The organism is Kitasatospora sp. NPDC040550 (assembly GCF_055594965.1).
Window position 1 is genome coordinate 45,720 of the sequence record NZ_JBVIWC010000004.1, and the last position, 24,830, is coordinate 70,549.

At 70.8% G+C, this 24,830-nt stretch carries 26 protein-coding genes; 15 read left to right on the forward strand and 11 right to left on the reverse strand.

The annotated features are described in order from the left end of the window. Positions 1-4 precede the first annotated feature (4 nt). The 3 genes from tpiA to ACZ58X_RS07910 all read left to right on the forward strand — a co-directional run bounded on the left by tpiA (position 5) and on the right by ACZ58X_RS07910 (position 1,607). A complete protein-coding gene (gene tpiA, locus ACZ58X_RS07900) occupies positions 5-790 on the forward strand; it encodes a triose-phosphate isomerase (protein WP_470332782.1) in 786 nt (261 codons plus the stop codon). Positions 791-877: 87 nt separating this feature from the next. Continuing rightward, positions 878-1,114, forward strand: coding sequence for a preprotein translocase subunit SecG (secG, locus tag ACZ58X_RS07905; protein WP_470332783.1), 237 nt, complete (start codon positions 878-880; stop codon positions 1,112-1,114). A 205-nt stretch (positions 1,115-1,319) separates the two neighbouring features. Continuing rightward, entirely contained in the window at positions 1,320-1,607 is a 288-nt protein-coding gene (locus ACZ58X_RS07910) for an RNA polymerase-binding protein RbpA (RefSeq protein WP_030308030.1), read from the forward strand. A 112-nt stretch (positions 1,608-1,719) separates the two neighbouring features. Here the strand turns inward: ACZ58X_RS07910 and pgl are convergent, their stop codons facing one another. From pgl to tkt, 5 genes are all read right to left on the reverse strand, one after another. Then, positions 1,720-2,508 (reverse strand): 6-phosphogluconolactonase, encoded by a 789-nt coding sequence (gene pgl / locus ACZ58X_RS07915; RefSeq protein WP_045702778.1) that lies wholly within the window; start codon positions 2,506-2,508, stop codon positions 1,720-1,722. Further along, entirely contained in the window at positions 2,505-3,593 is a 1,089-nt protein-coding gene (opcA, locus tag ACZ58X_RS07920) for a glucose-6-phosphate dehydrogenase assembly protein OpcA (RefSeq protein WP_470332784.1), read from the reverse strand. Before opcA ends, pgl begins: the two co-directional genes overlap by 4 nt. After that, positions 3,590-5,146 carry a glucose-6-phosphate dehydrogenase gene (gene zwf, locus ACZ58X_RS07925; protein ID WP_470333093.1) on the reverse strand — a complete coding sequence of 519 codons (1,557 nt, stop codon included), beginning with the start codon at positions 5,144-5,146 and terminating at the stop codon, positions 3,590-3,592. Before zwf ends, opcA begins: the two co-directional genes overlap by 4 nt. Positions 5,147-5,209: 63 nt before the next feature. Then, positions 5,210-6,352, reverse strand: a complete 1,143-nt coding sequence (tal, locus tag ACZ58X_RS07930; RefSeq protein WP_470332785.1) for a transaldolase — start codon at positions 6,350-6,352, stop codon at positions 5,210-5,212. Between the two features lie 90 nt (positions 6,353-6,442). After that, on the reverse strand, positions 6,443-8,542 hold the full coding sequence (tkt, locus tag ACZ58X_RS07935; protein ID WP_470332786.1) for a transketolase: 2,100 nt from the start codon (positions 8,540-8,542) through the stop codon (positions 6,443-6,445). A 463-nt stretch (positions 8,543-9,005) separates the two neighbouring features. Here tkt and ACZ58X_RS07940 point away from each other — a divergent pair, with 463 nt between their 5' ends. Continuing rightward, on the forward strand, positions 9,006-9,953 hold the full coding sequence (locus ACZ58X_RS07940; RefSeq protein ID WP_470332787.1) for a heme o synthase: 948 nt from the start codon (positions 9,006-9,008) through the stop codon (positions 9,951-9,953). Between the two features lie 60 nt (positions 9,954-10,013). Here ACZ58X_RS07940 and ACZ58X_RS07945 read toward each other — a convergent pair whose 3' ends face one another. After that, entirely contained in the window at positions 10,014-10,655 is a 642-nt protein-coding gene (locus tag ACZ58X_RS07945) for a DUF2461 domain-containing protein (protein ID WP_470332788.1), read from the reverse strand. 72 nt (positions 10,656-10,727) lie between these two features. On the opposite strand from ACZ58X_RS07945, the gene ACZ58X_RS07950 reads away from it, so the two are divergent. Together ACZ58X_RS07950 and ACZ58X_RS07955 are read left to right on the forward strand one after the other, a co-directional pair. Further along, positions 10,728-11,060 (forward strand): hypothetical protein, encoded by a 333-nt coding sequence (locus tag ACZ58X_RS07950; RefSeq protein ID WP_470332789.1) that lies wholly within the window; start codon positions 10,728-10,730, stop codon positions 11,058-11,060. Between the two features lie 142 nt (positions 11,061-11,202). Beyond that, positions 11,203-11,772 (forward strand): HD domain-containing protein, encoded by a 570-nt coding sequence (locus tag ACZ58X_RS07955; protein ID WP_470333094.1) that lies wholly within the window; start codon positions 11,203-11,205, stop codon positions 11,770-11,772. On the opposite strand, the gene ACZ58X_RS07960 is transcribed toward ACZ58X_RS07955, so the two are convergent. Together ACZ58X_RS07960 and ACZ58X_RS07965 are read right to left on the reverse strand one after the other, a co-directional pair. Then, positions 11,754-12,221, reverse strand: a complete 468-nt coding sequence (locus tag ACZ58X_RS07960) for an NUDIX hydrolase (protein WP_470332790.1) — start codon at positions 12,219-12,221, stop codon at positions 11,754-11,756. The genes ACZ58X_RS07955 and ACZ58X_RS07960 overlap by 19 nt on opposite strands. Further along, entirely contained in the window at positions 12,214-12,981 is a 768-nt protein-coding gene (locus ACZ58X_RS07965; RefSeq protein ID WP_470332791.1) for an XRE family transcriptional regulator, read from the reverse strand. Before ACZ58X_RS07965 ends, ACZ58X_RS07960 begins: the two co-directional genes overlap by 8 nt. A 96-nt stretch (positions 12,982-13,077) precedes the next feature. On the opposite strand from ACZ58X_RS07965, the gene ACZ58X_RS07970 reads away from it, so the two are divergent. The 6 genes from ACZ58X_RS07970 (at position 13,078) to ACZ58X_RS07995 (ending at position 18,459) form a co-directional block, all read left to right on the forward strand. Then, on the forward strand, positions 13,078-13,773 hold the full coding sequence (locus ACZ58X_RS07970) for an HAD family hydrolase (protein WP_470332792.1): 696 nt from the start codon (positions 13,078-13,080) through the stop codon (positions 13,771-13,773). Positions 13,774-13,904: 131 nt separating this feature from the next. Continuing rightward, the gene (locus ACZ58X_RS07975) at positions 13,905-14,807 is read left to right on the forward strand and encodes a phosphotransferase (RefSeq protein WP_470332793.1); all 903 of its coding nucleotides are present in this window, start codon (positions 13,905-13,907) and stop codon (positions 14,805-14,807) included. Between the two features lie 34 nt (positions 14,808-14,841). Beyond that, entirely contained in the window at positions 14,842-15,837 is a 996-nt protein-coding gene (locus tag ACZ58X_RS07980; RefSeq protein WP_470332794.1) for a nucleotidyltransferase domain-containing protein, read from the forward strand. Between the two features lie 14 nt (positions 15,838-15,851). Then, the gene (locus ACZ58X_RS07985) at positions 15,852-16,526 is read left to right on the forward strand and encodes a histidine phosphatase family protein (protein WP_470332795.1); all 675 of its coding nucleotides are present in this window, start codon (positions 15,852-15,854) and stop codon (positions 16,524-16,526) included. Positions 16,527-16,535: 9 nt separating this feature from the next. Beyond that, on the forward strand, positions 16,536-17,687 hold the full coding sequence (locus ACZ58X_RS07990) for a hypothetical protein (RefSeq protein WP_470332796.1): 1,152 nt from the start codon (positions 16,536-16,538) through the stop codon (positions 17,685-17,687). 304 nt (positions 17,688-17,991) lie between these two features. Further along, on the forward strand, positions 17,992-18,459 hold the full coding sequence (locus ACZ58X_RS07995; protein ID WP_470332797.1) for an NUDIX domain-containing protein: 468 nt from the start codon (positions 17,992-17,994) through the stop codon (positions 18,457-18,459). 59 nt (positions 18,460-18,518) lie between these two features. On the opposite strand, the gene ACZ58X_RS08000 is transcribed toward ACZ58X_RS07995, so the two are convergent. Continuing rightward, complete coding sequence (locus ACZ58X_RS08000; RefSeq protein ID WP_470332798.1) at positions 18,519-19,499, reverse strand: COX15/CtaA family protein; 981 nt, start codon at positions 19,497-19,499, stop codon at positions 18,519-18,521. A 185-nt stretch (positions 19,500-19,684) separates the two neighbouring features. Between ACZ58X_RS08000 and ACZ58X_RS08005 the strand changes: the two genes are divergently transcribed. Together ACZ58X_RS08005 and ACZ58X_RS08010 are read left to right on the forward strand one after the other, a co-directional pair. Beyond that, complete coding sequence (locus ACZ58X_RS08005) at positions 19,685-21,001, forward strand: choice-of-anchor A family protein (protein ID WP_470332799.1); 1,317 nt, start codon at positions 19,685-19,687, stop codon at positions 20,999-21,001. Positions 21,002-21,354: 353 nt separating this feature from the next. Then, positions 21,355-22,062, forward strand: a complete 708-nt coding sequence (locus ACZ58X_RS08010; protein WP_470332800.1) for an LAETG motif-containing sortase-dependent surface protein — start codon at positions 21,355-21,357, stop codon at positions 22,060-22,062. Between the two features lie 77 nt (positions 22,063-22,139). Here ACZ58X_RS08010 and ACZ58X_RS08015 read toward each other — a convergent pair whose 3' ends face one another. Next, the gene (locus ACZ58X_RS08015) at positions 22,140-22,859 is read right to left on the reverse strand and encodes an ABC transporter permease (RefSeq protein ID WP_470333095.1); all 720 of its coding nucleotides are present in this window, start codon (positions 22,857-22,859) and stop codon (positions 22,140-22,142) included. 41 nt (positions 22,860-22,900) lie between these two features. Next, positions 22,901-23,830 carry an ABC transporter ATP-binding protein gene (locus tag ACZ58X_RS08020; RefSeq protein ID WP_470332801.1) on the reverse strand — a complete coding sequence of 310 codons (930 nt, stop codon included), beginning with the start codon at positions 23,828-23,830 and terminating at the stop codon, positions 22,901-22,903. 164 nt (positions 23,831-23,994) lie between these two features. On the opposite strand from ACZ58X_RS08020, the gene ACZ58X_RS08025 reads away from it, so the two are divergent. Then, positions 23,995-24,810, forward strand: a complete 816-nt coding sequence (locus ACZ58X_RS08025; protein WP_470332802.1) for a helix-turn-helix transcriptional regulator — start codon at positions 23,995-23,997, stop codon at positions 24,808-24,810. The last annotated feature ends 20 nt before the right edge of the window (positions 24,811-24,830 follow it).

A 24,830-nucleotide genomic window follows, 5' to 3' on the forward strand; every position in this document is an offset into this window, starting at 1 on the left:
AAGCATGACTGAGCGTCTCCCGCTGATGGCGGGCAACTGGAAGATGAACCTCAACCACCTCGAGGCCATCCAGCACACCCAGAAGCTGGCCTTCGCGCTGGCCGACAAGGACTACGAGGCCGTCGAGGTCGCCGTCCTGGTGCCGTTCACCGACCTGCGGTCGGTGCAGACCCTGGTCTTCGGCGACAAGTTGAAGATCAAGTACGGCTCGCAGGACATCTCGCAGCACGACGGCGGCGCCTACACCGGCGAGGTCTCCGGCCCGATGCTGGCCAAGCTCCAGTGCACCTACGCGGTGATCGGCCACTCGGAGCGCCGCCAGTACCACGGCGAGACCGAGGAGATCGTCAACGCCAAGGTCAAGGCCGCCTACCGGGCCGGGATCACCCCGATCCTGTGCATCGGCGAGCCGCTGGAGATCCGCAAGGCCGGCACCCACGTCGAGCACACCCTGGCCCAGCTGGACGGCGCCCTGGACGGCGTCCCGGCGGACCAGGCCGAGTCGATCGTGGTCGCCTACGAGCCGGTCTGGGCGATCGGCACCGGCGAGGTGGCCACCCCGGAGGACGCGCAGGAGGTCTGCGCCGCGATCCGGGCCCGCCTGGCCGAGCTGTACAGCGCCGAGCTGGCCGACAAGGTCCGTGTGCTGTACGGCGGTTCGGTCAAGTCGTCGAGCGCGGCCGGCCTGATGGCCAAGCCCGACATCGACGGCGGCCTGATCGGCGGCGCCTCCCTGGACGCCGACGAGTTCGTCAAGATCGTGCGCTACCGTGAGCAGGCAGTAGGCTAACGCCGCCGCAGCAACGTAGGCTTTGGGGCCGGACCGCCGACAGCGGCCCGGCCCCGTCGCCGAAGATACGAGAGAGTTGGTCCGGTCGTGGTTCTCGGGTTCTCGATTGCCCTGATCATCTTCAGCCTGCTGATGATCCTGCTGGTGCTCCTGCACAAGGGGAAGGGCGGCGGCCTGTCGGACATGTTCGGCGGCGGTGCGATGTCCACCGGCGGCGGTTCGGCGGTGGCCGAGCGCAACCTGGACCGCATCACCATCGTGGTCGGCGTCGGCTGGTTCGCCTCCATCATCGCGCTGGGCCTGATCCTGAAGTACAAGAGCTGACACAGCCCTGACGCCCCGTCGCCCGAGCGCCTATCCTGGGACGGTCGGGGGCGGAGGCGATGGTGGCGGAACCTTAAGTCCTGCTTACACTAGGACGACTTTCGCCACCGACGCGCACCGCGGCGGGTCGGCGCACCAGCACGCAGGGAGTCAGACCGTGGCAAGTGGCAACGCCATCCGTGGGAGCAGGGTCGGGGCAGGCCCGATGGGGGAGGCGGAGCGCGGCGAGTCCGCTCCGCGCAACAGGATCTCCTTCTGGTGCGCCAACAAGCACGAGACGCGCCCCAGCTTCGCCGCCGAGGCCGTCATCCCGGACACCTGGGACTGCCCGCGCTGCGGCTTCCCGGCCGGGCAGGACGAGCACAACCCGCCGGCTCCCTCGCGCAACGAGCCGTACAAGACCCACCTCGCCTACGTCCGGGAGCGGCGCACCGACGCCGACGGCGAGGCGATCCTCGCCGAGGCGCTGGCCAAGCTGCGCGGCGAGATCTGAGGAGCTGACGACAAAGGGCGCCACCCGTCGAGTGACGGGGGCGCCCTTCGGCGTTCCCAGCTGGTGCGGCCGCCGGGCTGTCAGGCCGCGGGGCCGCCGGGCTGCCGGGCTGTCAGGCCGAGGCCGGCGGGTACAGCTGCGGCGGGATCCGCTCGGCGGCGGCGCGGTCCAGCAGCCACAGGGTGCGGCTGCGGCCGTACGCGCCGGAGGCGGGCGCCTGGAGCTCACCGGGGCCGGACAGGGCCAGCGCGACCGCGCCCGCCTTGTCCTCGCCGGCGGCCAGCAGCCAGACCTCGCGGGCCGCCCGGATCGCCGGGAGGGTGAGCGAGACCCGGGTCGGCGGGGGCTTGGGGGCCCCGCGCACGCCGACCACGGTCAGCTCGGTCTCCCGCACGCCCGGGTGCTCCGGGAAGAGCGAGGCGACGTGGGTGTCCGGGCCGACGCCGAGCAGCAGCACGTCGAAGGCCGGGACGCCGAGCCGGTCGCCCGGTCCGGCGGCCTTGGCCAGCTCCTCCGCGTAGCGGGCGGCGGCCGCCTCCACGTCCGAGCCGTCCACGCCGTCCGAGGCGGGCATCTCGTGCACCCGCGCCGGGTCGAGCGGGACGGCGTCCAGCAGCTCGGCGCGGGCCTGGACGGCGTTGCGGTCCGGGTCGGCGGCGGGGACGAAGCGCTCGTCGCCCCACCACAGGTCCAGCCGGCCCCAGTCGACCGCGTCGCGCGCCGGGGAGGCGGCGATCGCGGCCAGCAGGGCGTTGCCGTTGCGGCCGCCGGTGAGCACCACCGAGGCGGTGCCGCGGGCGGCCTGGGCGTCCACGATCCGGGTGATCAGCCGGGCCGCGGCCGCCTGGGCCATCAGCTCCTTGTCCCGGTGGACGACCAGCTGCGGGGTCGCGGCCGTCATGCGCTGCCCTTGGCGGCGCGCTTGCCCGCGGCCTTCTTCGCGGCGGGCTTCTCCGCGTCGGCGGTCACCCGGGCCGGGTCGGCCACCGCGGCGTCGGCGGCCGCGGCCGCCGCGTCGGCGACGGGCTCGGCCGCGGCCGCCGGGGCGGTCTGCTCCGAGGGCTCGCGCAGTCGCTCGACGGACGTGCGCACGGCCGTCGAGTAGATGTCGTCCGGGTCCAGCCGGCGCAGCTCCTCGGCGATCAGCTCCGAGGTCTCGCGCCGCTTGAGCGCCACCTGGCGGTCCGGCGAGCCGGGCATGGAGAGCGTGCCCATCAGGCCGTCCGGGCGGTCCAGGGTGATGTCCCCGTCCTTGGTGCGCAGGTGCACCGCGGTGATGCCGGGGCCGCCGGTGACGCGCCGCTCGACCGGCACGTTCAGCCGGTTGAGCAGCCACAGGCCGAGCAGCTCGACGCTGGGGTTGTAGGACTCGCCCTCGACCACCACCGAGCTGATGGCGGCCGGCCGCTGGTCCAGCGCGGCGGCCAGCATCGAGCGCCAGCCGGTGATCCGGGTCCAGGCCAGGTCGGTGTCGCCCGGGGTGTAGCTCTGGGCCCGCTGGGCGAGCTGGCCGACCGGGGACTCGGCGGTGACCGCGTCGGTGATCCGGCGCTGGGCGAGCGCGCCCAGCGGGTCCTGCGCCGGGTGCAGCGGCGCGTTGTCCGGCCACCAGACCACGGTCGGGGCGTCCGGCAGCAGCAGCGGCAGGACCACCGACTGGGCGTGCGAGGCGAGTTCGCCGTGCATGCGCAGGATGACCGTTTCTCCGGAGCCGGCGTCCGAGCCGACCAGGATCTCGGCGTCCAGCCGGGTCTCGGCGCGGGCCCGGGGCGAGCGGCCGGCGCGCTTGATCACCGCGAGGGTGCGCATCGGGTGCTCGCGGGAGGCCTCGTTGGCGGCCTTGAGGGCGTCGTAGGCGCTGCCCTCGTCGGTCACGATGACCAGGGTGAGCACCATGCCGGCGGCGGTGGAGCCACTGGCCCGGCGCGCCTCCATCAGCGCGGCGTTGATCTTGCTGGACGTCGTGTTGGTGAGGTCGATCTTCATGGCCGCCGCCAGCTCCTGCCGTCTCGTGCGAGCATCTCGTCCGCCTCGGTGGGGCCCCAGGTGCCCGCCGCGTACTGGGCGGGCTTGCCGTGGGCGTCCCAGTACTTCTCGATCGGGTCGAGGATCTGCCAGGAGAGCTCGACCTCCTGGTGGCGCGGGAACAGGTTGGCGTCGCCGAGCAGCACGTCGAGGATGAGCCGCTCGTACGCCTCCGGGCTGGACTCGGTGAAGGACTCGCCGTAGGCGAAGTCCATCGTGACGTCCCGGACCTCGAAGGAGGTGCCCGGCACCTTGGAGCCGAACCGCACCGTCACGCCCTCGTCCGGCTGGACCCGGATGACCAGGGCGTTCTGCCCCAGCTCCTCGGTCGCGTAGGAGTCGAACGGCAGGTACGGGGCGCGCTGGAAGACCACCGCGATCTCGGTGACCCGGCGGCCCAGCCGCTTGCCGGTGCGCAGGTAGAACGGGACGCCCGCCCAGCGGCGGTTGTTGATCTCCAGCTTGATGGCCGCGTAGGTGTCGGTCTTGGAGTCCGGGTCAATGCCGTCCTCGTCCAGGTAGCCGACCACCTCCTCGCCGCCCTGCCAGCCGGCCGCGTACTGGCCGCGCACGGTGTGCTGGCCGAGGTCGGCCGGGAGCTTGACGGCGCTGAGCACCTTGAGCTTCTCGGCCACCAGCGCCTTCGGGTGGAAGGACGCCGGCTCCTCGATGGCGGTGAGCGCCATCAGCTGGAGCAGGTGGTTCTGGATGACGTCACGGGCGGAGCCGATGCCGTCGTAGTAGCCGGCCCGGCCGCCGATGCCGATGTCCTCGGCCATGGTGATCTGCACGTGGTCGACGTACGACCGGTTCCAGATCGGCTCGAACATCTGGTTGGCGAAGCGCAGCGCCAGGATGTTCTGGACCGTCTCCTTGCCCAGGTAGTGGTCGATCCGGAAGACCTCGTCGCGCGGGAAGACCTCGTGGACGACCTTGTTGAGCTCCTGGGCGCTCTCCAGGTCGTGGCCGAAGGGCTTCTCGATGACGGCGCGGCGCCAGGAGCCCTGCGGCGGGTCGGCCAGGCCGTGCTTCTTGAGCTGCTGGACGACCGTGGGGAAGAACTTCGGCGGGACGGACAGGTAGAACGCGAAGTTGCCGCCGGTGCCCTGGGCCTTGTCCAGCTCCTCGATGGTCTCGCGGAGCTTGTCGAAGGCCTCGTCGTCGTCGAAGGTGCCCTGGACGAAGCGCATGCCCTTGGCGAGCTGCTGCCAGACCTCCTCCCGGAACTGGGTCCGGGCGTGCTCCTTGACCGCGTCGTGGACCTCCTTGGCGAAGTCCTCGTCCTCCCACTCGCGGCGGGCGAAGCCCACCAGGGAGAAGCCCGGCGGCAGCAGACCCCGGTTGGCGAGGTCGTAGATGGCCGGCATCAGCTTCTTGCGGGACAGGTCGCCGGTGACCCCGAAGATGACCAGGCCGGACGGCCCCGCGATGCGCGGGAGCCGCCGGTCGGAGGGGTCACGAAGCGGGTTGACGGGGGCGGCCGGGAGGTCGTCCGCGTCCGATTCCGACGTCAACTCGGGGAAATCAGTGCTCACTTGGTGTGCTCCGCTTTCGTGCGCTGGCTGTGTGAGCGGGGGTCACTGCTCGTTGGCGAAGGAGGCCAGCGAGGCGGTGACGGTGTCGAGCAGTTCCTGCCAGGACTGCTCGAACTTCTGCACGCCCTCGTCCTCCAGCACCTGGACGACGTCGTCGTAGTCCACGCCGGCGGCCGCGATGGCGTCCAGGACGGCCTTGGCGTCGGCGTAGTTGGGGACGATGGTGTTGCCGGTGACCACGCCGTGGTCGCCGGTGGCGTCCAGGGTGGCCTCGGGCATGGTGTTGACGGTGCCCGGGGCGACCAGCTCGGTGACGTACAGGGTGTCCGGCAGGGCCGGGTCCTTGACGCCGGTCGAGGCCCACAGCGGGCGCTGCGGCTTGGCGCCGGCGGCCTCCAGGGCCTTCCAGCGGGCGCTGCCCGCGGTCTTGCCGTCGACCGAGCCGAAGACCTCCTCGTACGCCTGGTAGGCGAGGCGGGCGTTGGCCAGCGCGGCCTTGGAACGCAGGTCCTTGGCCTCGCCGCCGATCTTGTCCAGGCGCTTGTCGATCTCGGTGTCCACGCGGGACACGAAGAAGGAGGCCACCGACTCGATCTGGGAGAGGTCCAGGCCCTTGGCCTTGGCGGCCTCCAGGCCGGTCAGGTAGGCGTCCATGACGGCCTTGTAGCGCTCCAGCGAGAAGATCAGCGTGACGTTGACGCTGATGCCCAGGCCGATGACCGAGGCGATGGCCGGCAGGCCGGCCCGGGTGGCGGGGATCTTGATCAGGACGTTCGGGCGGTCGACCAGCCACCACAGCTGCTTGGCCTCGGCCACGGTCGGGGCGGTCTCGTGCGCCAGGCGCGGGTCGACCTCGATGGAGACCCGGCCGTCGCGGCCGTTGGAGGCGTCGTAGACCGGGCGCAGCACGTCCGCGGCGTCGCGCACGTCCGAGGTGGTGATCATGCGGATCGCCTCGTCGGTGGTGACCCCGCGGACGGCGAGGTCGCGCAGCTGGCCGTCGTAGGAGCTGTCGCCGCTGCCGGCGATGGCCTTCTGGAAGATGGTCGGGTTGGTGGTGACACCCACCACGTGCTTGTTCTGCACCAGCTCGGCCAGGTTGCCGGAGTTCAGCCGCGCGCGGCTGAGGTCGTCCAGCCAGATCGCAACGCCTTCGTCGCTGAGGCGCTTCAGTGCGTCAGTCATGGTGCTTCAGTCCTTCGTCTTCTTCTGCTTCGTGGGGTAGTCAGAGGGGGCCGCGTGCCCGCGTGCGGGCGGGCACGCGGCCCGGACGCGTTAGCGGTTGACGGCTTCGAGGGAGCGCAGGGCGTTGTGCGCCTCGGCGACCACGCGCTCGGCGGTCAGGCCGAACTCCTCGAACAGCACCTTGTAGTCGGCGGAGGCACCGAAGTGCTCCAGCGAGACGATCCGGCCGTGGTCGCCGACCAGCTCGCGCCAGCCCTGGGCGATGCCGGCCTCGACCGAGACGCGGGCCTTGACCGACGGCGGCAGCACGCTGTCGCGGTAGGCCTGGTCCTGCTCCTGGAACCACTCGAAGGACGGGACCGAGACCACGCGGGTCGCGATGCCCTCGGCCTCCAGGACCTCGCGGGCCTGGACGGCCAGCTGGACCTCGGAGCCGGTGCCCAGCAGGATCAGCTGCGGGTCGCCGTTGCCGGCCTCGGCCAGCACGTAGGCGCCCTTGGCGGTGCCCTCGGCGGAGGCGAAGACCTCGCGGTCGAAGGTCGGGACGTTCTGGCGGGTCAGCGCGAGGCCGACCGGGCCGGGGTGGCTGGTCTGGCGCTCGATCACGGTGCGCCAGGCGACGGCCGTCTCGTTGGCGTCGGCCGGGCGGACCATGGCCAGGCCCGGGATGGCGCGCAGCGAGGCCATGTGCTCCACCGGCTGGTGGGTCGGGCCGTCCTCGCCGAGGCCGATCGAGTCGTGCGTCCAGACGTAGGTGACCGGCAGCTTCATCAGCGCGGCCAGGCGCACGGCCGGGCGCATGTAGTCGGCGAAGACCAGGAAGGTGCCGCCGTACACACGGGTCTTGCCGTGCAGGGCGATGCCGTTCATGGTCGAGCCCATGGCGTGCTCGCGGATGCCGAAGTGGATCGTCCGGCCGTACGGGCCGGCCGACTTCAGCGGGTTGCCCTCGGGGAGGAAGGAGCTGTCCTCGTCGATGGTGGTGAGGTTGGACTCCGCGAGGTCGGCCGAGCCGCCCCACAGCTCCGGGATCACCGCGCCGAGCGCCTTGAGGGTCTCGCCGGAGGCCTTGCGGGTGGCGACGTCCTTGCCGGCCGGGAAGGAGGGGACGGCCTTCTTCCAGCCCTCGGGCAGCTCGCCGGCCTGGATGCGCTCGAACTCGGCGGCCCGGTGCGGGTTGGCCGCGCGCCAGGCGTCGAAGCCCTGCTGCCACTGGTCGCGGGCGACCTTGCCGCGCTTGATGACCTGGCGGGCGTGCTCGATGACCTGGTCGCTGACCTCGAAGGTCTTCTCCGGGTCGAAGCCCAGGACCTTCTTGGTGGCGGCGATCTCGGCGGCGCCGAGCGCGGAGCCGTGCGCCTTGGCGGTGTTCTGGGCGTCCGGGGCCGGCCAGGCGATGATCGTGCGCATCGCGATCAGCGACGGGCGCGAGGTCTCGGCCTTGGCGGCGGCCAGCGCACCGGCGAGGGCCTCGACGTCGATGTCGCCGTTGGCCTTCGGGGTGACCCGCTGGACGTGCCAGCCGTACGCCTCGTAGCGCTTGAGGACGTCCTCGGAGAAGGCGGTCTCGGTGTCGCCCTCGATCGAGATGTGGTTGTCGTCGTACAGGGCGACCAGGTTGCCCAGCTTCTGGTGGCCGGCCAGCGAGGACGCCTCGGCCGAGATGCCCTCCTCCAGGTCACCGTCCGAGACGATGGCCCAGACGGTGTGGTCGAAGGGGGACTCGCCGGCCGCCGCCTCCGGGTCGAACAGGCCGCGCTCGTAGCGGGCGGCCATCGCCATGCCGACCGCGTTGGCGATGCCCTGGCCGAGCGGGCCGGTGGTGGTCTCCACGCCCGCGGTGTGGCCGTGCTCCGGGTGGCCCGGGGTGCGGCTGCCGGCCACGCGGAAGGCCTTGAGGTCGTCCAGCTCCAGGCCGTAGCCCGAGAAGTACAGCTGGGTGTAGAGCGTCAGGCTGGTGTGCCCGGGGGAGAGGACGAAGCGGTCGCGGCCGACCCAGGCCGGGTCGGTCGGGTCGTGGCGCAGGAAGCGCTGGAAGATCAGGTAGGCAGCGGGGGCCAGCGACATGGCCGTCCCGGGGTGCCCGTTACCGACCTTCTGGACAGCGTCCATCGCCAGGACCCGCGCCGTGTCAACCGTGCGCTCGTCCAGGTCGCTCCACTCGAATGCGTTCTTCGGCGCAGTGCTCACCCTGTCTCAGGGCTCCTTCCATTGTGAAGAGTGACCCCGTGAATGGGGACCGGGTCGGCCACGGCGCTGTGGTCCCGACTGTGGGTGGTGCCGGTCACGGAGGGTAGATCCCGCTTCTGCGTGCGAGCCTACCGTCCGGGCCGGGGCTCACCCTCCGTGCCGGGACAACCGGGATTTCCGCATGGTGATTCCCACTAGGGCGTTCTGATCCGTTTCGTCCCAGGCTCTCCCGATTCGGCTGGGCGCGCCGCCCGGGTGGTCGGGACGGGTTGCGGAGGCGCGCTCGGGCCGCTTCGTGGCTTCACCCAGTCGGTCGACCCGGGGGCGGGCCGTCCGCCCCGCCGGGGGACCCCGGAGCCGGTTGGGATGTATGGAGCGTCTATGGTGTCGTGGTACGCGCAGAGCGGACGATTCGGGACCCTTCGTTCCTGTGGACGCCTGCGAAGTTTCATCTTCAGTTGGGGTGTTAGTGACCGCCGTCGAAACCCGTCCCGCCGGGGTCACCGGGGCGACTCCTGCGCACCGGCCCATCGGGGCCCGTGTCGGCGCGTTCGTCGCACTGACCAAGCCGCGGATCATCGAGCTGCTGCTGATGAGCACCGTGCCGGTGATGTTCCTGGCCCAGCAGGGCGTGCCGAACATGCTGCTGGTGCTCAAGGTCGTGGTCGGCGGCTACCTGTCGGCGGGCGGCGCCAACGCCCTCAACATGTACATCGACCGCGACATCGACGCACTGATGTCCCGCACCGAGCGGCGGCCGATCGTCACCGGGATGGTGTCCCCGCGCGAGGCGCTGGTCTTCGGCATCACGCTCGGCGTCCTCTCCACCCTGCTGCTCGGCTTCGGGGTCAACTGGCTCTCCGCCGGACTCGCGCTCGGCGCGCTGCTGTTCTACGTGTTCGTCTACACGCTGGGGCTCAAGCGGCGCACCTCGCAGAACATCGTCTGGGGCGGCATCGCCGGCTGCATGCCGGTGCTGATCGGCTGGTCCTCGGTGACCGACACGGTGTCCTGGGCGGCGATCGCGCTGTTCCTGGTGGTCTTCTTCTGGACCCCGCCGCACACCTGGGTGCTGTCGATGAAGGTGCGCGACGACTACGAGCGGGCCGGCGTGCCGATGCTGCCGGTCGTCAAGGGCAACGTGGCGGTCGGCAAGCAGGTCGTCGCCTACTCCTGGGTGATGGTCGCGGTCTCGCTGGCGGTCTGGCCGCTCGGACACATGAGCTGGCTCTACCCCGTCGCCGCGGTGCTGCTCGGCGGGTTCTGGCTGCGCGAGGCGCACGCCCTGTACGGGCGGGCCAAGGCCGGGATCGTGGGCGCGAAGCTCAAGGAGATGCGGCTGTTCCACTGGTCGATCACCTACCTGTCGCTGCTGTTCGTGGTGTGCGCGATCGACCCGTTCGTGAAGTAGGGCTCCTGTTCCGGTCTGTGCGAAGAGCCCCGGTCCTGGCGGACCGGGGCTCTTCGCGTGTCACCGTCCGGGTAGCTCGGACGGGCCGACGTGGTCGTCCAGCCAGTCCCTGAGCGGCTGGGAGGCGTGGAGGAAGGCGGCGATCCGGGTGTGGGCGGTGCGGGTGCCGAGCCACTTCGCGGGCGGCCACTCCTGCCAGGCCACCAGGCCCTTGTGGCGGAGCAGTTCGATCCGCGGGTGGTCCTTGGGGAAGCCACGCGGGGCGGTCTTGAGGGAGTCCCGGCCGTGGACGTGCGGGCCGTCCTTCTCCACCCGGGCGATCACCCGCTCCAGTTCGGCGCCGCTGACGTCCTCGGCGACGGCGGCGCGGTAGCGGTCCAGCTGGTCCGGGGCGAGCTGGTACATGCCGTTGCCGCAGGCCAGGCCGTCGGCGGAGAGCTGGATGTAGCCGCCGGCCTCCAGGTGCGCGCCGATGTGCGTCTTGTACGGGGACTTGTCGGCGCTGAACCGGACGTCGCGGTTGGGGCGGAAGATCTTCCCCGGCCCGAACTCCGGCTCCAGCTCGGCGAGCAGCAGCTCCATGGGCGCCCGTACGGCGTCGTCGTACTGCTCCTTGTGGGCCTGCCAGAAGGTCTTGGAATTGTCGGCCTCGAGGTGCTCGTAGAAGTCGAGCGCCTCGGCCGGCCAGCCATTGAACGTCATGGTGTGAGTATGTGGCCCGGTGCACAGGGTGCTCCCGTCGCCAGGTCGCGTACCGGTGGGTAGCATGCGGGCATGAGCAGCGCAGAGACCGCCACCGCCGCCGCGCCGGACGCCCGCACCGAGCGCCGCGCCAAGCGCATCGCCAAGCACCTCACCAGCTTCGCCCAGCAGCACGGCGGCAGCGCCGACGCGGTCGTCGAGTACGTCGGCGGCGTGGCCACCCGCATCGTCGTGGTCGGCGCGGACGGCGCCTGGGGCGACCAGGTCGCCCCCACCTACGCCGTCGGCCGCCGCGCCGCGGAGCTGGCCGGGCTCACCCTGCACGAGAACTTCGAGGGCGAGCTGGGCCTCAAGGTCAAGACCGGCCCGTACGAGTGGAAGCGCATGGCCGGCATCCAGATCTGATCCCGCAGCCAGCGAACGGCCCGGCTCCCCTGGTGGGGGAGCCGGGCCGTTGTCCAACTCGGAACAGGCGATTGCGGTTCGATCGACCGTGGACCGGTTGATCCCATGCATGGTGCCGATCGGCACGGGAAACCATCGACGCATGAGCGAAGAACCGACCTCGTGGGCCAGAGCGGTGGCGAGGGGTGAGCTGGCCGAGTCACTGCCCCGCCGCTGGGCGCACACTCAAGGTGTGGCAGAGCGAGCCCGCCGCCTCGGAGGAATTCTCGGCCGGGAGGCCGGGCTTCTGGTCAGAGCAGCTCTGCTGCACGATGTCGGCTACGCGCCGAGGCTGGCGACAACAGGGTTTCATCCGCTCGGCGGCGCACGGTTCCTCCGAGACGTCCACAGGGTTGATGACCAACTCGCGCGGCTGGTGGCGAACCACTCGTTCGCACTGCTCGAAGCCGAGGAACGCGGCCTCCGGGAGGTACTGGAGGTCGAGTTCCCGCTGCTGGAGGACCAGGGGCTGGTGGACGCCCTGGTGTGGTGTGACATGACTACGACGCCAGATGGTGGACCGACCACGGCCGGGGCACGCCTGGCAGAGATCCGTGGTCGCTACGGGGAGGAGAGCACGGTGGGGCGGTTCATCCGCCGCGCGTCGCCGGGAATCCTCGCGGCCGTGGCGCGGGTCGAGGCGGCGCTGGTGGCTCAGCCGAGGTGGGGGTAGGTGCCGGCGAGGTAGTCGCCGATCTGTTGGCGCATGCTGGGGTGGATGTCGTACCGGTCGAGGTCGGAGGGCTGGACGAAGCGGACGTCGTCGGCCTCGTCGTTGATCGTGGGCTCTCCACCGATCGGGCGGCCGATGTAGGTGTTCTCGTACTGCTGGCGGATCTCGCCGTCGGTGTACGCGACGATGTGGTTCGGGTTGGTGTAGACGCCGAGAAAGCCGCTGATCTCGGCTTGGATGCCGGTCTCCTCCAGGCACTCGCGCACAGCGCACTCCGCGGCGGTCTCACCGATGTCCTGGGCGCCGCCGGGCAGGGCCCACTGGCCCGTGTCCCGACGGCGCTGCAGCAGGATGGCTCCGGAGTCGTCGACGACGAGCAGATTGCTCGCGGGGATGAGGGTATTGGCCTTGGGGGCGTCGGGGTCGTTGTAGTACTCGGTCCTACCCATGTGCGGTGGTCCCCTCCCGGTCGGGTGCCCATGACCGTGCGCCGGCCCAGACGGCTTCGAAGCTCTGAGCGTAGTTGTCGAACCAGCCGGTGGACTCCAATCGCTTGAGGTGGAGCAGGGGGTTGGCGCTGGCCGGCTGGCCATAGACATGCGGGTTGACCAGCAGGTTGTCGTCGAATCGGAAGAGGGAGCTGTACAGCGTGGCGTCGTGGAGCCTCACCTCGCAGCCGTCTTCCAGAAGCAGGGGGCGGTAGTAGGTGAGGGAAGCGCGGATCTTGGCAGCAAGGGTGTCGCCGATGCCTTCCTCACGGCCTCGTACGGCGGCGGCCTGCCCTTGCGGGTCACCGAAGCACAGTCGGACCTGGACCCCGTCGGCTGTGCGCTCGGCGAGCATCCTGGCAACGTGTGGGTTGGACTGGGCGAAGAACGTCCCGGAGAAGACGAGCACGTCGATCTGGTGCCGAGCCCCCTGCAGCAGAGTCAGCCAGGTCTCACGGGGCACGCTGGCCCGGTTCGGATAGGTGCCGACGAGTTCAGTGCCTGACCCGACGGTCCGTCGGCCCGCACGGGCCGACGGGTTCGGCCAGAGGAAGGCCTCCTCGACGTGCAGGAACCGAGAGACTCGGAATCGGTGTCTCGGGTGGGGCACGCGCCCGCCGAGCCAGCGGCCAACGGTCTTGGGGTCCACTTCGCAGGCCTCGGCGAGCGCGTCGGGCTCTACGCCTCGCTGAGCGAGTACGGAGTGAAGTCGCTCGTTCACGGAGGCCATACAAGCCGAGCCGGGCGCTGCCGTGCAAGGACGTGGTGAGCGTTCCGGCTTGAGCTGACGCGCGATCAAGGTGCTTACGCTGGCGGGATGCAGCTCATCGTCCTGTGGGACATCGACCACACGCTCATCGAGAACGCCGGGGTGAGCAAGGAGATCTACGCCGCCGCATTCACCGTGCTGACCGGAGCCCCGCCGGCTGTGAGAGCGTCGACGGAGGGGCGCACTGATCGCCTGATCATGCGCGACATGTTTCGTCGGCACGATCTCCGGGAGCCCGACTGGCCGACCGTCGAGGCTGCGCTCACCCAGGCCGGTGCGGAGCGCTTGGGCGAACTGCGCCGGCGCGGGACGGCACTTCCGGGCGTGCTCGATGCCCTCAAGGCCGTGTCGTCCCAGGCTGATTGGGTGTCATCGGTGCTGACCGGCAACATCGCAGCGAACGCTCGTGTGAAGCTGTGGGCCTTCGGCCTCGACCCGCTGTTGGATCTGTCCGTCGGGGCATACGGTGCTGACGCAGAACAGCGTCGCGATCTGGTCGCCGTTGCTCGGCGGCGTGTCCAGCGCTACCGCGGACTGCCCGGTGACGCCCCCGTCGTCCTGGTCGGCGACACACCACGAGACATCGAGGCTGCCCTCACCACGGGCTCCGGGATCATCGCGGTCGCTTCCGGTATCCACAGTCGGGCCGTGCTGGAAGCGGCGGGAGCCCCAGTGGTCCTGCCGGACCTGTCGGACACGGCGGGCCTCCTCGCTCTGCTGGAAAACGTCCCAGGACGTCCCTGAGTCGTCCCCGTACGCGGTGACCGGGTCCCGCGCGGTGCGCAACTATCGAGTGGACCGTGGGGCGCCGCACAGTCCGCTCGGCACGGTTGTGTCCGGCCCGGGCCAACTCGGCTCTGAACAAGGATGGATGAATGAGTGACTGGGAGTTCGTGAAGGACAGAACCGCCGGCGAAGGTACGGTGTGGAGGTCGGCTGATGGCCTGCTCTACAAGCGGACCGGTGGCGACGACCTACGGGCAGAGGCCGAGTTCCAGCAGTTGGCCGCCGGCCTCGGCTACCCGGTGCCGGAGATTGTCGACAGCGGGTCCGAGGGCGGAGGCTACTTCGTCGTCGAGCGCGCCATCGGTGACAACTCGCTGCACGAGGAGGCCCTGGCCGACGCCGGACGGGACGGGCAGGTCAGCTACCGGGTCATCAGTACGGCCGCTACGGTCTCGTCGAAGCTCATGCAGGCCCAGGCAAGGCACCCCCTGCCCGCGACATCGTGGTTCGAGAAGGCGGCCTTCGCAGCCGAGGTCTTCGAGGAGAACCCGGACCTCGACACCCCGCGCGTCCGCGAGGCGGTCAAGCGGGCCCTCGGCCGACTGACCCGACTTCCGATGGTGCGCGGGCACTTGGACTACGGCCTGCCCAACATCCTCCGCGCCGGGGTCATCGACTGGCAGCACCACGGACCGGTCCCGCTGGGCTACGACGTCTACCCCGCGCTCGACATCGTGGCCTTCAAAGGCGGGGGCAGGGGCTACACGATCACCCCGGAACAGCGCGCCGCCTACACCGCGGCCCTCGACGAGACCACCGCGTCCCTGATCGGGCAGCGGGTGAGCGAGCACCTGGGCGACTTCCTGCTGGTCAAGTGCTTCTTCTTCCTCGCCCTCATGCGGCCCACCGACCCCACCCGGCACGACAAGCACATCAAGTGGCAGTACCGCCGCGCCCTTCTCACGATGGGACTTGAGCAGTATGAGTCGGGCAACACCATCGACACCGGCACCTTCCCCACTCTGGAACGGTTCGCCGCTGAGCACCGGTAGGCCGGTCCCCGCCGTCCGCGACCGCGACTACCTGATGGACCACCACGGCGTCGTCTTCAAGGTCATCGGTGACAGCCACCCCGGCAGCCACTACCTCGGCTACGTCAAGTACCACCCCGACGACAAGGGCGACCGCCGGCTCTTCGGCCGGACCTACCGGCAGAACAGCGTCGTGTCGAAGTCCTTCGGCATCCTGGCCGGCAGGCCGGAGTGCTACGTCTACTCCGACACCCTCGGCTGCGTCATCACCGGCATCCCGCGCGAGGACGTCGCCGTCCACTACTCCTGCCGCCAGGCCCTTGCTGCCATCCACGAGGATCCCGGCACGGTCGCCGACAACCCGGCCGGCAAGGACCTCCTGGCGATCACCGAGTGGATCGCCGCGAACCACGCCCAGGGCCTGATCGGCGTCACCGGCTCCTTCCTCGTCGGCTGCTTCAACGAACGTTCCGACATCGACCTCGTCTGCTACGGACCCGAGGGCTACCAGGCCGCCCAGGAACTGTTCCAGCAGACCGACCTGATCCGGCCGTACGACGGAGACGACCTCACCCGGCTGTACCTCCGCCGGGCCAAGTACATGGAGGGCAGCTCCTTCGACGCCCTCATCAAGCAGGAACGCCGCAAGCTCCAGGGGCTGACCGCCGGTGCCGGCGCGCACATCAACTGCGAACCCATCCGCTCCGACCTCGACAGGACCTTCGCCCGCATCTCCTCCAAGGAGATCGGTGAGATCTCCCTCCTGGCGAAGATCACCGACCACGCCGAGGGCCTCACCACCCCCGCCGTCTACGGGATCAAGGTCCGGACCATCCTCAACTCGACCATCGACGAGGCCGACTCCTTCGCCCGCCGGATCACCCACATGCGCTCGTACCTCGGCGCCTACACCGGCGCCTTCAGGTCCGGCGACACCGTGCACCTGTCCGGCAAGCTCGTCCACACCCAGGACGGCGACCACAGCGGCTTCGGCATCGAACTCACCCCCTGGGCCATCAGCGGCTCGTACGTCGCCAACCTCGCCGGATAGGACCCGCCGCGGCCATGTCCCTGCTCGTCATCCGGCACGCCGAGTCCGTCGAGAACGCCGACAAGTACCACGGCTTCTACCAGGACCCCCGCCCCTACAGCGGAGCCGCCGCTCACGCCATCTCCCGCACCATCGTCGGCCTGACCCCGCGCGGCTTCCGGCAGGCCCAGTGGCTCGCCGAGGTCCTCCCGCAGCTCGCGGGCTCCGAGCCGCACGTCTACACGTCGACCTACCGCAGAGCGATCGACACGGCCGCGATCGCCATGCCCGACCTCCCCGACGACTGGCCCCGGCAGACCGCGCTCCTGGACGAGCAGCACTACGGCGACGCCACCTACATGACCAAGCGCGAGCTCTACGACAACTACCCCGCACTCGCCGAGGACCGCCGCCTGCGCAAGCACGCCTGGACCGCGCCGGGCGATGGCGAGTCACTCGCCGAGGGCGTACTCAACCGGGCCGCCGAGTTCGCCGCGCTCGCCCGGGCCGAACTCCAGGAATCGCGCACCGTCGTCGCCTTCACCCACCAGACCGCCGCGGTGGCGCTCCGATCCCTGCTCGAGCTCCGCACCCTGCCCGAGATCCTCGCCGAGGAGCGGAAGGGCACGATGCCCAACGCCGCGATCCTCCACTACGAGCTGCACGACGGCCGGTTCGCTCGGACGGGAACCACCACCCCGCCGATCTAGGAGGAGCCCGTGCGATACCTCTTCCTCAACGGGCCCGTCCAGAACGGGCCCTTCACCTTCGCCGCCCGGCCCGGTAAGGCCGTCGGCATCCGCCTCGCCGCCGCCCTCAACGCCATCCTGGGCCTACCGCCCGCACCCCACCTGTGGAACACCGTCACCCTCGCCGGAGACCTCCGCCACCTCCAGGCGGAGGGCTCGATGATCCCTCGCCAGCGGTTCGAGGCCGAGCTGATCGCCGACAAGTACACGCCCGGCGGGTTTCCGGCGGGCGGCATCCTGACCGACACCGACGCGGAGGTCGCCAACCTCGCGCTGGAGATGATCGAGACCAACCTCCGCGCCGGCGCCCTCACCATCAGCCGCGAGACCCTCCCCACCTGCCGGGCCTGCGGCCACATGACCGGCACCGGCGGCCACCCCTGCAACGTCTGTGGCAGCACTGACACCGAGGACCGTACGGGCCGCCACCTCGTCGCCGAACTCGCCAAGGACCGCCCCGTCCTCGACCGTACGGACATCCACGCCAGCCATCGTCAACAGCCCAAGCACCTCCAGCACACCGCTGGCAATGTCGCCGAGCGGCTGATCCTCTCCCGAACCCGCGACCACGGCATCGACCTCGCGCCTCTCGGCCTCAACGGTCTCGTTCTCGATCCGCGCGTCGGTATCCACGCCACCGTCCTCGCCGCAGCCCGGCGGCACGAAGCGGACACGGCCGTCATGACCATCACCGAGAACGCCGCCAACCACATCGCCGCCCACGGCCAGCACTTCCGCGAACACGGTGGCATCCGGCTCCAGTACGCCCTGCACGGCCGCATTCCGTACCACCACAGGGCAAGCCTGCAGCCGATGTACGAGCTGCACCAGGCCGCCCAGACGACTTCGGATACCTTCGAGCAGTGGTTCCTCCCGCTCTTCTCCCTGAAAGCGAAGACAACAACCCGGCCGGACCAGCTGCCCGCGCTCTTCAAGCTCTTCATGCGGGCACGCCTGGCTCGGCCGGCGGAGGCCAACGAAGCTGTTCTGGGGACGGTGCAGCAGGCGGTCGCTGCCGGTGATCCGGACTGGGTCACGAGCAAGCGGAAGCTGGCCAACGTGATGGCGAGCCTGAGTATCCGAAGCGAGCCTTCGGCAAGGGCCGGGCACTTGGCGTTGTGACACGGCGATGGCCCCATTGCCGCTTGAGTTGTAGTGATCGTTGCCACGCCCCAGTTCAAGGGGGCACAACGTTCGAGATCCGGGATGACCGGGGCCTGGGGAGCGTCGGTGAAGCAACTGGATGCACCGAGGACGCCCTGGTTGAGGTCGAACAGCGACTCGGCAGGCCTGCCGAGTCGCTGGGGGTGAGCCCGGCCGCGCCGCCAGGGCGACGGCGTGTTCGATCGCTTCGTGGGCCACGTCGAGGACTTGTGGGCGAAGGGGCGGGACGTATGGACGATCCCGGCAGCGGAGGTGGTGGATCGTGTCGAGGCGTGACTACGAGAATGACCCGAACGCGCCCGAGGCGAACTCGCTGGTCCCGGCCGCGTCCGTGGTCGTGGTCGACGATGCGGGCCGGGTCCTGCTCCAGCGGCGCACGGACAACGGGATGTGGGCGCTGCCCGGCGGCAGGATGGACATCGGGGAGTCGCTCGCTGGTTGCGGTGTCCGCGAGACCCGTGAGGAGACCGGCATCGACATCGCGATCACCGGGATCGTCGGCACCTACACCGACCCGGGCCATGTGTTCGCCTATGACGACGGCGAGGTCCGCCAGGAGTTCTCCATCTGCCTCCTCGGACGCCCGCTCGGTGGGGAGTTGCGGGTGTCCGATGAGTCCCACGAGGTGGCGTGGTTCACCCCGGCCGAGACGGACGGGCTGCCGATGGTGTCGAGCATCCGCAAGCGGCTGGCCGACTGGCGCTCCGGAGAGATCCCCGTGGTGCGCTAGCCGCCTTTGGCCGTGACGGCGAAGGCCCCATCCGATTCGGATGGGGCCTTCGGTGGTGCTCAGACTGCGGCGGCCTGGGGGGTCTGGGTGGGGAGTTGGTCGGCGACCTCCGGCGTCTCGCGGGTGCGGAGGGCGAGGGGGATGCGGAGGGCGGCGATCCAGGTCAGGGACGCTCCCAACATGTGGAGGCCGACCATGAGCTCGGGGGCATCCGTGAAGTACTGGATGAAGCCGAGGAGGCCCTGCAACAGCAGGACTGCGAGGAGTTCCTTGGTGCGGGCCTTGGCGGCCGGGGGGGCCTTGATGGCCGCGAAGACGAAGATCATCGCGATGGTCAGGCCGACCGAGACGAACGCCAGGTCTGCGTGGAACTGCGCGAGGCGGTCGTAGTCGATCGGGATGCGCGGCACGATCTTGTTGTCCTGGGGCGTGCCCGGGTGGTGGCCGGCGCCGGTGACCAGGGTGCCCGCCGCGACGAGCAGGCCGACCACCGTGACCAGCACGTAGGAGAGCTGGTGGATGGGGCGGGCCACGTTGAGCTTGGGGGCGCCGTCTCCTTCCTTCGATCGCTCCCACATGAGGAGGGCGACCCAGACCAGCGCCATCGCGGCGATCATGTGCAGCGCCACGGTGTACGGGTTGAGGCCCGTCAGCACCGTGATGCCGCCGAGGACGGCGTTGCTCATCACGAGCCAGAACTGGGCCCAGCCGAGCTTGGTCATGCTGCGCCGCCACGGGCGGTGGCAGCGCGCGGCGAGGATCGCCCAGCCGACCGCCGCGCTCAGCACGTACGTGAGCATCCGGTTGGTGAACTCGACGATGCCGTGGAAGCCCATCTCCGCCGTGGGCGTCAGGCTCTCGGCGGTGCAGCGGGGCCACGTGGTACAGCCGAGGCCGGAGGCGGTGAGGCGGACGGCGCCGCCGGTGACGACGATCACCACGCTCATCACCAGCGCGGCGAACGTGGCGCGCCGGACCATCGCGGCGGAGGGCTGCCAGCGCTCGGCGAGCAGGGAGAAGGGGTTCAGCACGGGCTCCATCGTAGGCGGCCTTACGGGCGATCTTGGGGCGGGGCGCGGGGTGCGGCCGCCGGTGATCAAAGCGGACTGTTCGGACAAGGCGGTCAGTGGTCTTGACCATTCACCCGTCTGGCCGAAAGAGTGCGGATTGGTCCATACCTTTTTCGGGCCTCTCCCACTCCTCCCGCACCAGCGGAGACCCGCAAATGCGCATATCCACCTCCGCCGCCGCGCTCGCGGTCGGCGGCTCGCTCGCACTCGCCGGCCTGATCGCTCCGGCCGCCCAGGCCGTCGGTACCGATCAGGACTGCCGCACCCTCGGGGTCGCCAACCTGTACGGCGAGTTCATCGAGGGCGACGACACCCACACCCCCGACGCCGAGGGCGCCGTCGCCGTCGGCGGCAACGCCGACTTCACCGGCGGGTTCTCCATCGGCCAGGAGCTGACCGCCGCCGAGGTCGACGCCCTGCCCGGCAGGAACGCCTTGGTCGTGGCCGGCAAGATCACCGGCCACAACACCCAGGTGATGAAGGGCAACGGCGTCTACGGCTCGAAGGCCGACGGTGCCGTGGTCGAGGCCCACCAGGGCAAGATCGCCCAGGGCGCCTCGCCGATCGACTTCAAGGCCGAGTTCGCCAAGCTGCGCGCCGCTTCCACCGCGCTGGCCGCCGTGCCGCAGACCGCCGGGGCCACCGTCCAGGCCAAGGGCACCGAGCTGACCTTCGCCGGTGGCGACGCCACGTACAACAGCTTCACCGTCGACGCCGGGAAGCTCCAGGGCGCCAAGGACGTCTTCGTCAAGGTGCCGGCCGGCTCGGTGACCGTCATCAACGTGACCGGCGGCTCGTACGACATGGCGGCGGCCGGGACCACCGGCTTCCACCTGTGGGACGAGGGCAGGTCGGCCTTCCTGCTGGACGACAAGAACCAGAGCGCGGCGGGCGGCGCGATCCGGGCCAAGCTGCTCTGGAACTTCCCGACCGCGACCACGGTGGTCAAGAACAGCAAGGCCGCCTGGGCCGGGACGGTGCTCGCGCCCAACGCCGCCTTCGAGCTCGGCAGCGGCGGCCCGGTCAACGGCTCGGTGATCGCGGCCTCGCTGACCGGCAAGGGCGGCGCCGAGACCCACCACTACCCCTTCACCGGCTGCCTGCCCGGCACCGTCGTGCCGACCACCCCGGCCACGCCGCCGGTCACCCCGCCGGTGACGCCGTCCGGCACGCCGACCACCCCGGTGACGCCGAGCGCCTCGACCGGTCCGTCCGGCTCCCCGAGCGCCCCGGCGACCGGCAAGCCGAGCCCGAGCGGCTCGGCCGGTCCGTCCTCCTCCTCCGCCTCTTCCTCGGCGGCCGTGCCGGGTGGTGCTTCGGCCGGCCCGTCCGCCCCGTCGAACGAGGGCGGCAACCTGGCGCACACCGGCTCCGGTCCGGTGCTGCCGCTGGCGATCGGCGGCGCCGTGGTGCTGGCGGCTGGCGGCGGGATCGTGGTCGCGGCCCGGCGCAAGGTCGCGAAGCGGGCCTGAGAGGCCTGAGAGGCCTGAGAGGTCTGAAACGCCTGAACGGCCTGAGTGGTCCGACTGTTCGTCGACGTGTCGACAGGGCGCCCCCGGTGATTGAACCTGATCACCGGGGGCGCCGTTGTTCTGAAAGTGACCAAGTTCATTCAAGTTCGCCGAATTCGCGTTCTGCGAGGTGGCGGCTGTGATGGGCTGGTCGAGCACATCCAGGAACGCACGGACAGACGAAATCCGGTCGTACGGCGGGGTGTGGCGAGGTACGGAAGTGCCGGTAGAGTCCCCCGGACATGTCGTAGTGGGCCACCGCGAACCACTTCAACCCGCCTGCTGCGTACGACCGTTCGGAGGGGAACAGGGTAATGGCGCGACAGCAGCGGCACATTCGGATGGGCGCGGCGGCACTCGCCGGCACGGCGGCGGCCGGAATTCTCCTGCCGCTGGCGCTGGCCACCAACGCCTCGGCGCACGTGCCGACCTGGTCGGTGACCTGCGACAAGGTCGTGGTCGACCTGATCAACTACAGCCCCAAGCCTGATGTGAAGAACACCGTCAGCCTGACCATCGGTGACGAGAAGGTCCTGGACGCCCAGGGGTTCCCGGCGGAGTTCCACGGCAAGTACCCGGTGAAGGACCACGACGCCCCGATCGTCGCCCACCTGGTGGTCAAGACCACCGAGACCCCGGCGGAGAAGGGGTGGAACATCGACGAGACCAAGACGATCGCGCCGTGCCACACCCCGACGCCGACCCCGACCCCGACCAAGACCCCCACGCCGACCCCGACCCCCACCAAGACCCCCACCCCCACCCCGACCCCGACGCAGACGCCGACCGGCACCCCGTCGGCGACGCCCACCCCGAGCGGGACCCTGTCGGCCAGCCCCACCCCCAGCCGGACGACCCCGGCCGCCCCGGCCCCGGTGCCCGGCACCAGCGCCCCGGCGCTGGCCCAGACCGGTAGCAACGACGCGACCCCGATGATCGCGGCGGCCGGTGGCGGCGTGCTGCTGGTCGGTGGCGCGCTCGTGCTGCTCGCCCGCAAGCGGCGCGGTGGCAGCCAGGGCTGACCCCCGATGATCGGCTGAAATGCCCGACGCCCCCGACCTGTTGAGGTCGGGGGCGTCGGGCGTCGACGGGGAGGCGGCTACTCCCAGCGGAAGAACCGGGCGGCCGCGGCCAGCCCCAGGACGGCCCAGCCGGCCAGGATCCCGAGGTCCGACCAGGGCACCCCGGCGCCGTGCTGGAGCACCGAGCGCAGCCCGTCCGAGAGTGCCGAGATCGGCAGCAGCTCCAGCACCGACCGTACGGCGTCCGGGAACTTGCCCAGCGGCACGATCACCCCGCCGGCCAGCAGCAGCAGGATGAACACCAGGTTGGCGGCGGCCAGGGTGGCCTCGGCCTTGAGGGTGCCGGCCATCAGCAGGCCGAGGCCGGAGAAGGCGGCGGTGCCGAGGACCAGCAGGGCGGCGACGGCCAGTGGGTTGCCGTGCGGGGACCAGCCGAGGGCCAGGGCGATCACCGACAGCAGGGCGACCTGGAGGATCTCCGTCACCAGGACGCAGCCGGTCTTGGCGGTCAGCAGCGTCCAGCGCGGCAGCGGGCTGGCGCCGAGCCGCTTGAGCACGCCGTAGCGGCGCTCGAAGCCGGTGGCGATGGCCTGTCCGGTGAAGGCGGTGGACATCACGGCCAGTGCGAGCAGGCCGGGGGCCAGGAAGTCGACCCGCTTGCCGGGGCCCTCCACGGCGACGACGTCCACGGCGGAGAACAGCACCAGCAGCACGGTCGGGATGACCACGGTGAGCAGCAGCTGCTCACCGTTGCGCAGCAGCATCCTCGTCTCGAAGGCGGTCTGGGCGAGCAGCATCCGGCTGACGGGTGCGGCGCCGGGCTTCGGCGCGTACGTACTCACGAGCGGAGCTCCCGTCCGGTCAGGTCGAGGAAGACGTCTTCGAGGCTGCGGCGCTGCACGGCCAGCCGCTCGGGCAGGACGCCGGAGGCCGCGCACCAGCCGGTGACGGTGGCCAGCAGCCGGCTGGGGTCGAGGGGCGCCTCGACGCGGTAGCTGCCGGGGGCGGTCTCGGTGGCGGTGGCGCCCGCGGGCAGTTCCTCGAGCAGCGGGGCGAGGTCGAGGCCGGGCGGGCAGTCGAAGCGCAGGGCGTCCTCGGCGCCGCCGCGGCACAGCTCGGTCACGGTGCCGTCGGCGATGACCTTGCCGCGGTCGACGACGGCGACGCGGTCGGCGAGCTGTTCGGCCTCGTCCATGTGGTGGGTGGTGACGACCACGGTGACGCCGTCCCGGCGCAGGTCGCGGACCAGGTCCCAGGTGGCGCGGCGGGCCTGGGGGTCGAGGCCGGCGGTGGGCTCGTCCAGGAAGACCAGTTCGGGGCGGCCGACCACGGCCATCGCGAGGGCGAGCCGCTGCTGCTGGCCGCCGGAGAGCCGGCGGTAGGTGGTGCGGCCGCAGGAGCCGAGGCCGAGGCGTTCGACCAGGGCGTCCACGTCCAGCGGGTGGGCGTGCAGCTTGGCGGTGTGCCGGAGCATCTCGACGGCGCGCGCGCCCGCGTACACGCCCCCGGACTGGAGCATCACGCCGATCCGGGGCCGCAGGGCGGCGCTCTGGGCGACCGGGTCGAGACCGAGGACGCGGACGGTGCCGGCGTCGGGGCGGCGGTAGCCCTCGCAGGTCTCGATGGTGGTGGTCTTGCCGGCGCCGTTGGGGCCGAGGACGGCGGTGATCGCGCCGGTCGCGATGGTCAGGTCGAGGCCGTCCACCGCGACCTTGTCACCGTAGCGTTTGACCAGCCCGGCGACCTGGACCGCGGGTACGGGGTTCATACCGGCGAGTCTAAGAGGGCCGAACGCGCGGGCCGGACACCGGCCTTGGTGATCGTTTACGCAGGTCAGGTAAGGCTTGCCTGCGTGACAGATGACACGAGTGAGGCCTGCATCACGGCTTGTCCTGTCGGAAGTAATTACGCAACACTGGTGTTGTGAAAAACATGCGCGAGCACACCCCGCAGCAGGAGGCCGAGTCGGCCCCCGGCTGTGACGTGCCCGTGACGGCGGCCGAGGTGCTGCTGGAGGGCCACCGGGCCACCCGGGACCGGGTCGCCCGGTCGATCCTGGACCACGGCCCCTCCTCCGCCGCCGACCTGGCGACCCGGCTCGGCCTCACCGCCGCGGCCGTCCGCCGCCACCTCGACGGCCTGGCCGCCGCCCGTTTGGTCGAGTCCCGCGAACAGCGGGTCTACGGCAGCCGGGGCCGGGGCCGCCCGGCCAAGGTCTTCGCCCTCACCGACGCCGGTCGGGACGCCTTCTACCAGGCGTACGACCAGCTCGCCGCCGACGCCCTGCGCTGGATCGCGGACTCGGTGGGCGGCGGCGAGGCGGGCGAGGAGGCGGTCGCCGCCTTCGCCCGCGCCCGCTTCGGCAAGCAGGCCGAGAAGTACCTGGAGACCCTGCGGCAGGCCGAGGTCCAGGAGCGCCCGGAGGCCCTCGCCCAGGCGCTGAGCGCGGACGGGTACGCTGCCACGGTGCGGCGTGTCCCGTCGGCCGTGGCCAAGGCCCCGGCGGGCGCCCAGCTCTGCCAGCACCACTGCCCGGTCGCGCACATCGCCGAGCAGTTCCCGCAGCTCTGCGAGGCGGAGACCGAGGTCTTCTCCCAGCTCCTGGGCACCCATGTGCAACGGCTGGCCACCATCGCCCACGGCGACGGGGTCTGCACCACCTATGTGCCGGCACCCGGTGTCGCATCGTCGCCCGCCCAGCGCACCGCGGGCCACGGTTCCGATGCGGCGCCGACTGCCAGTACATGAAAACTCCGCGTCCACCGAAG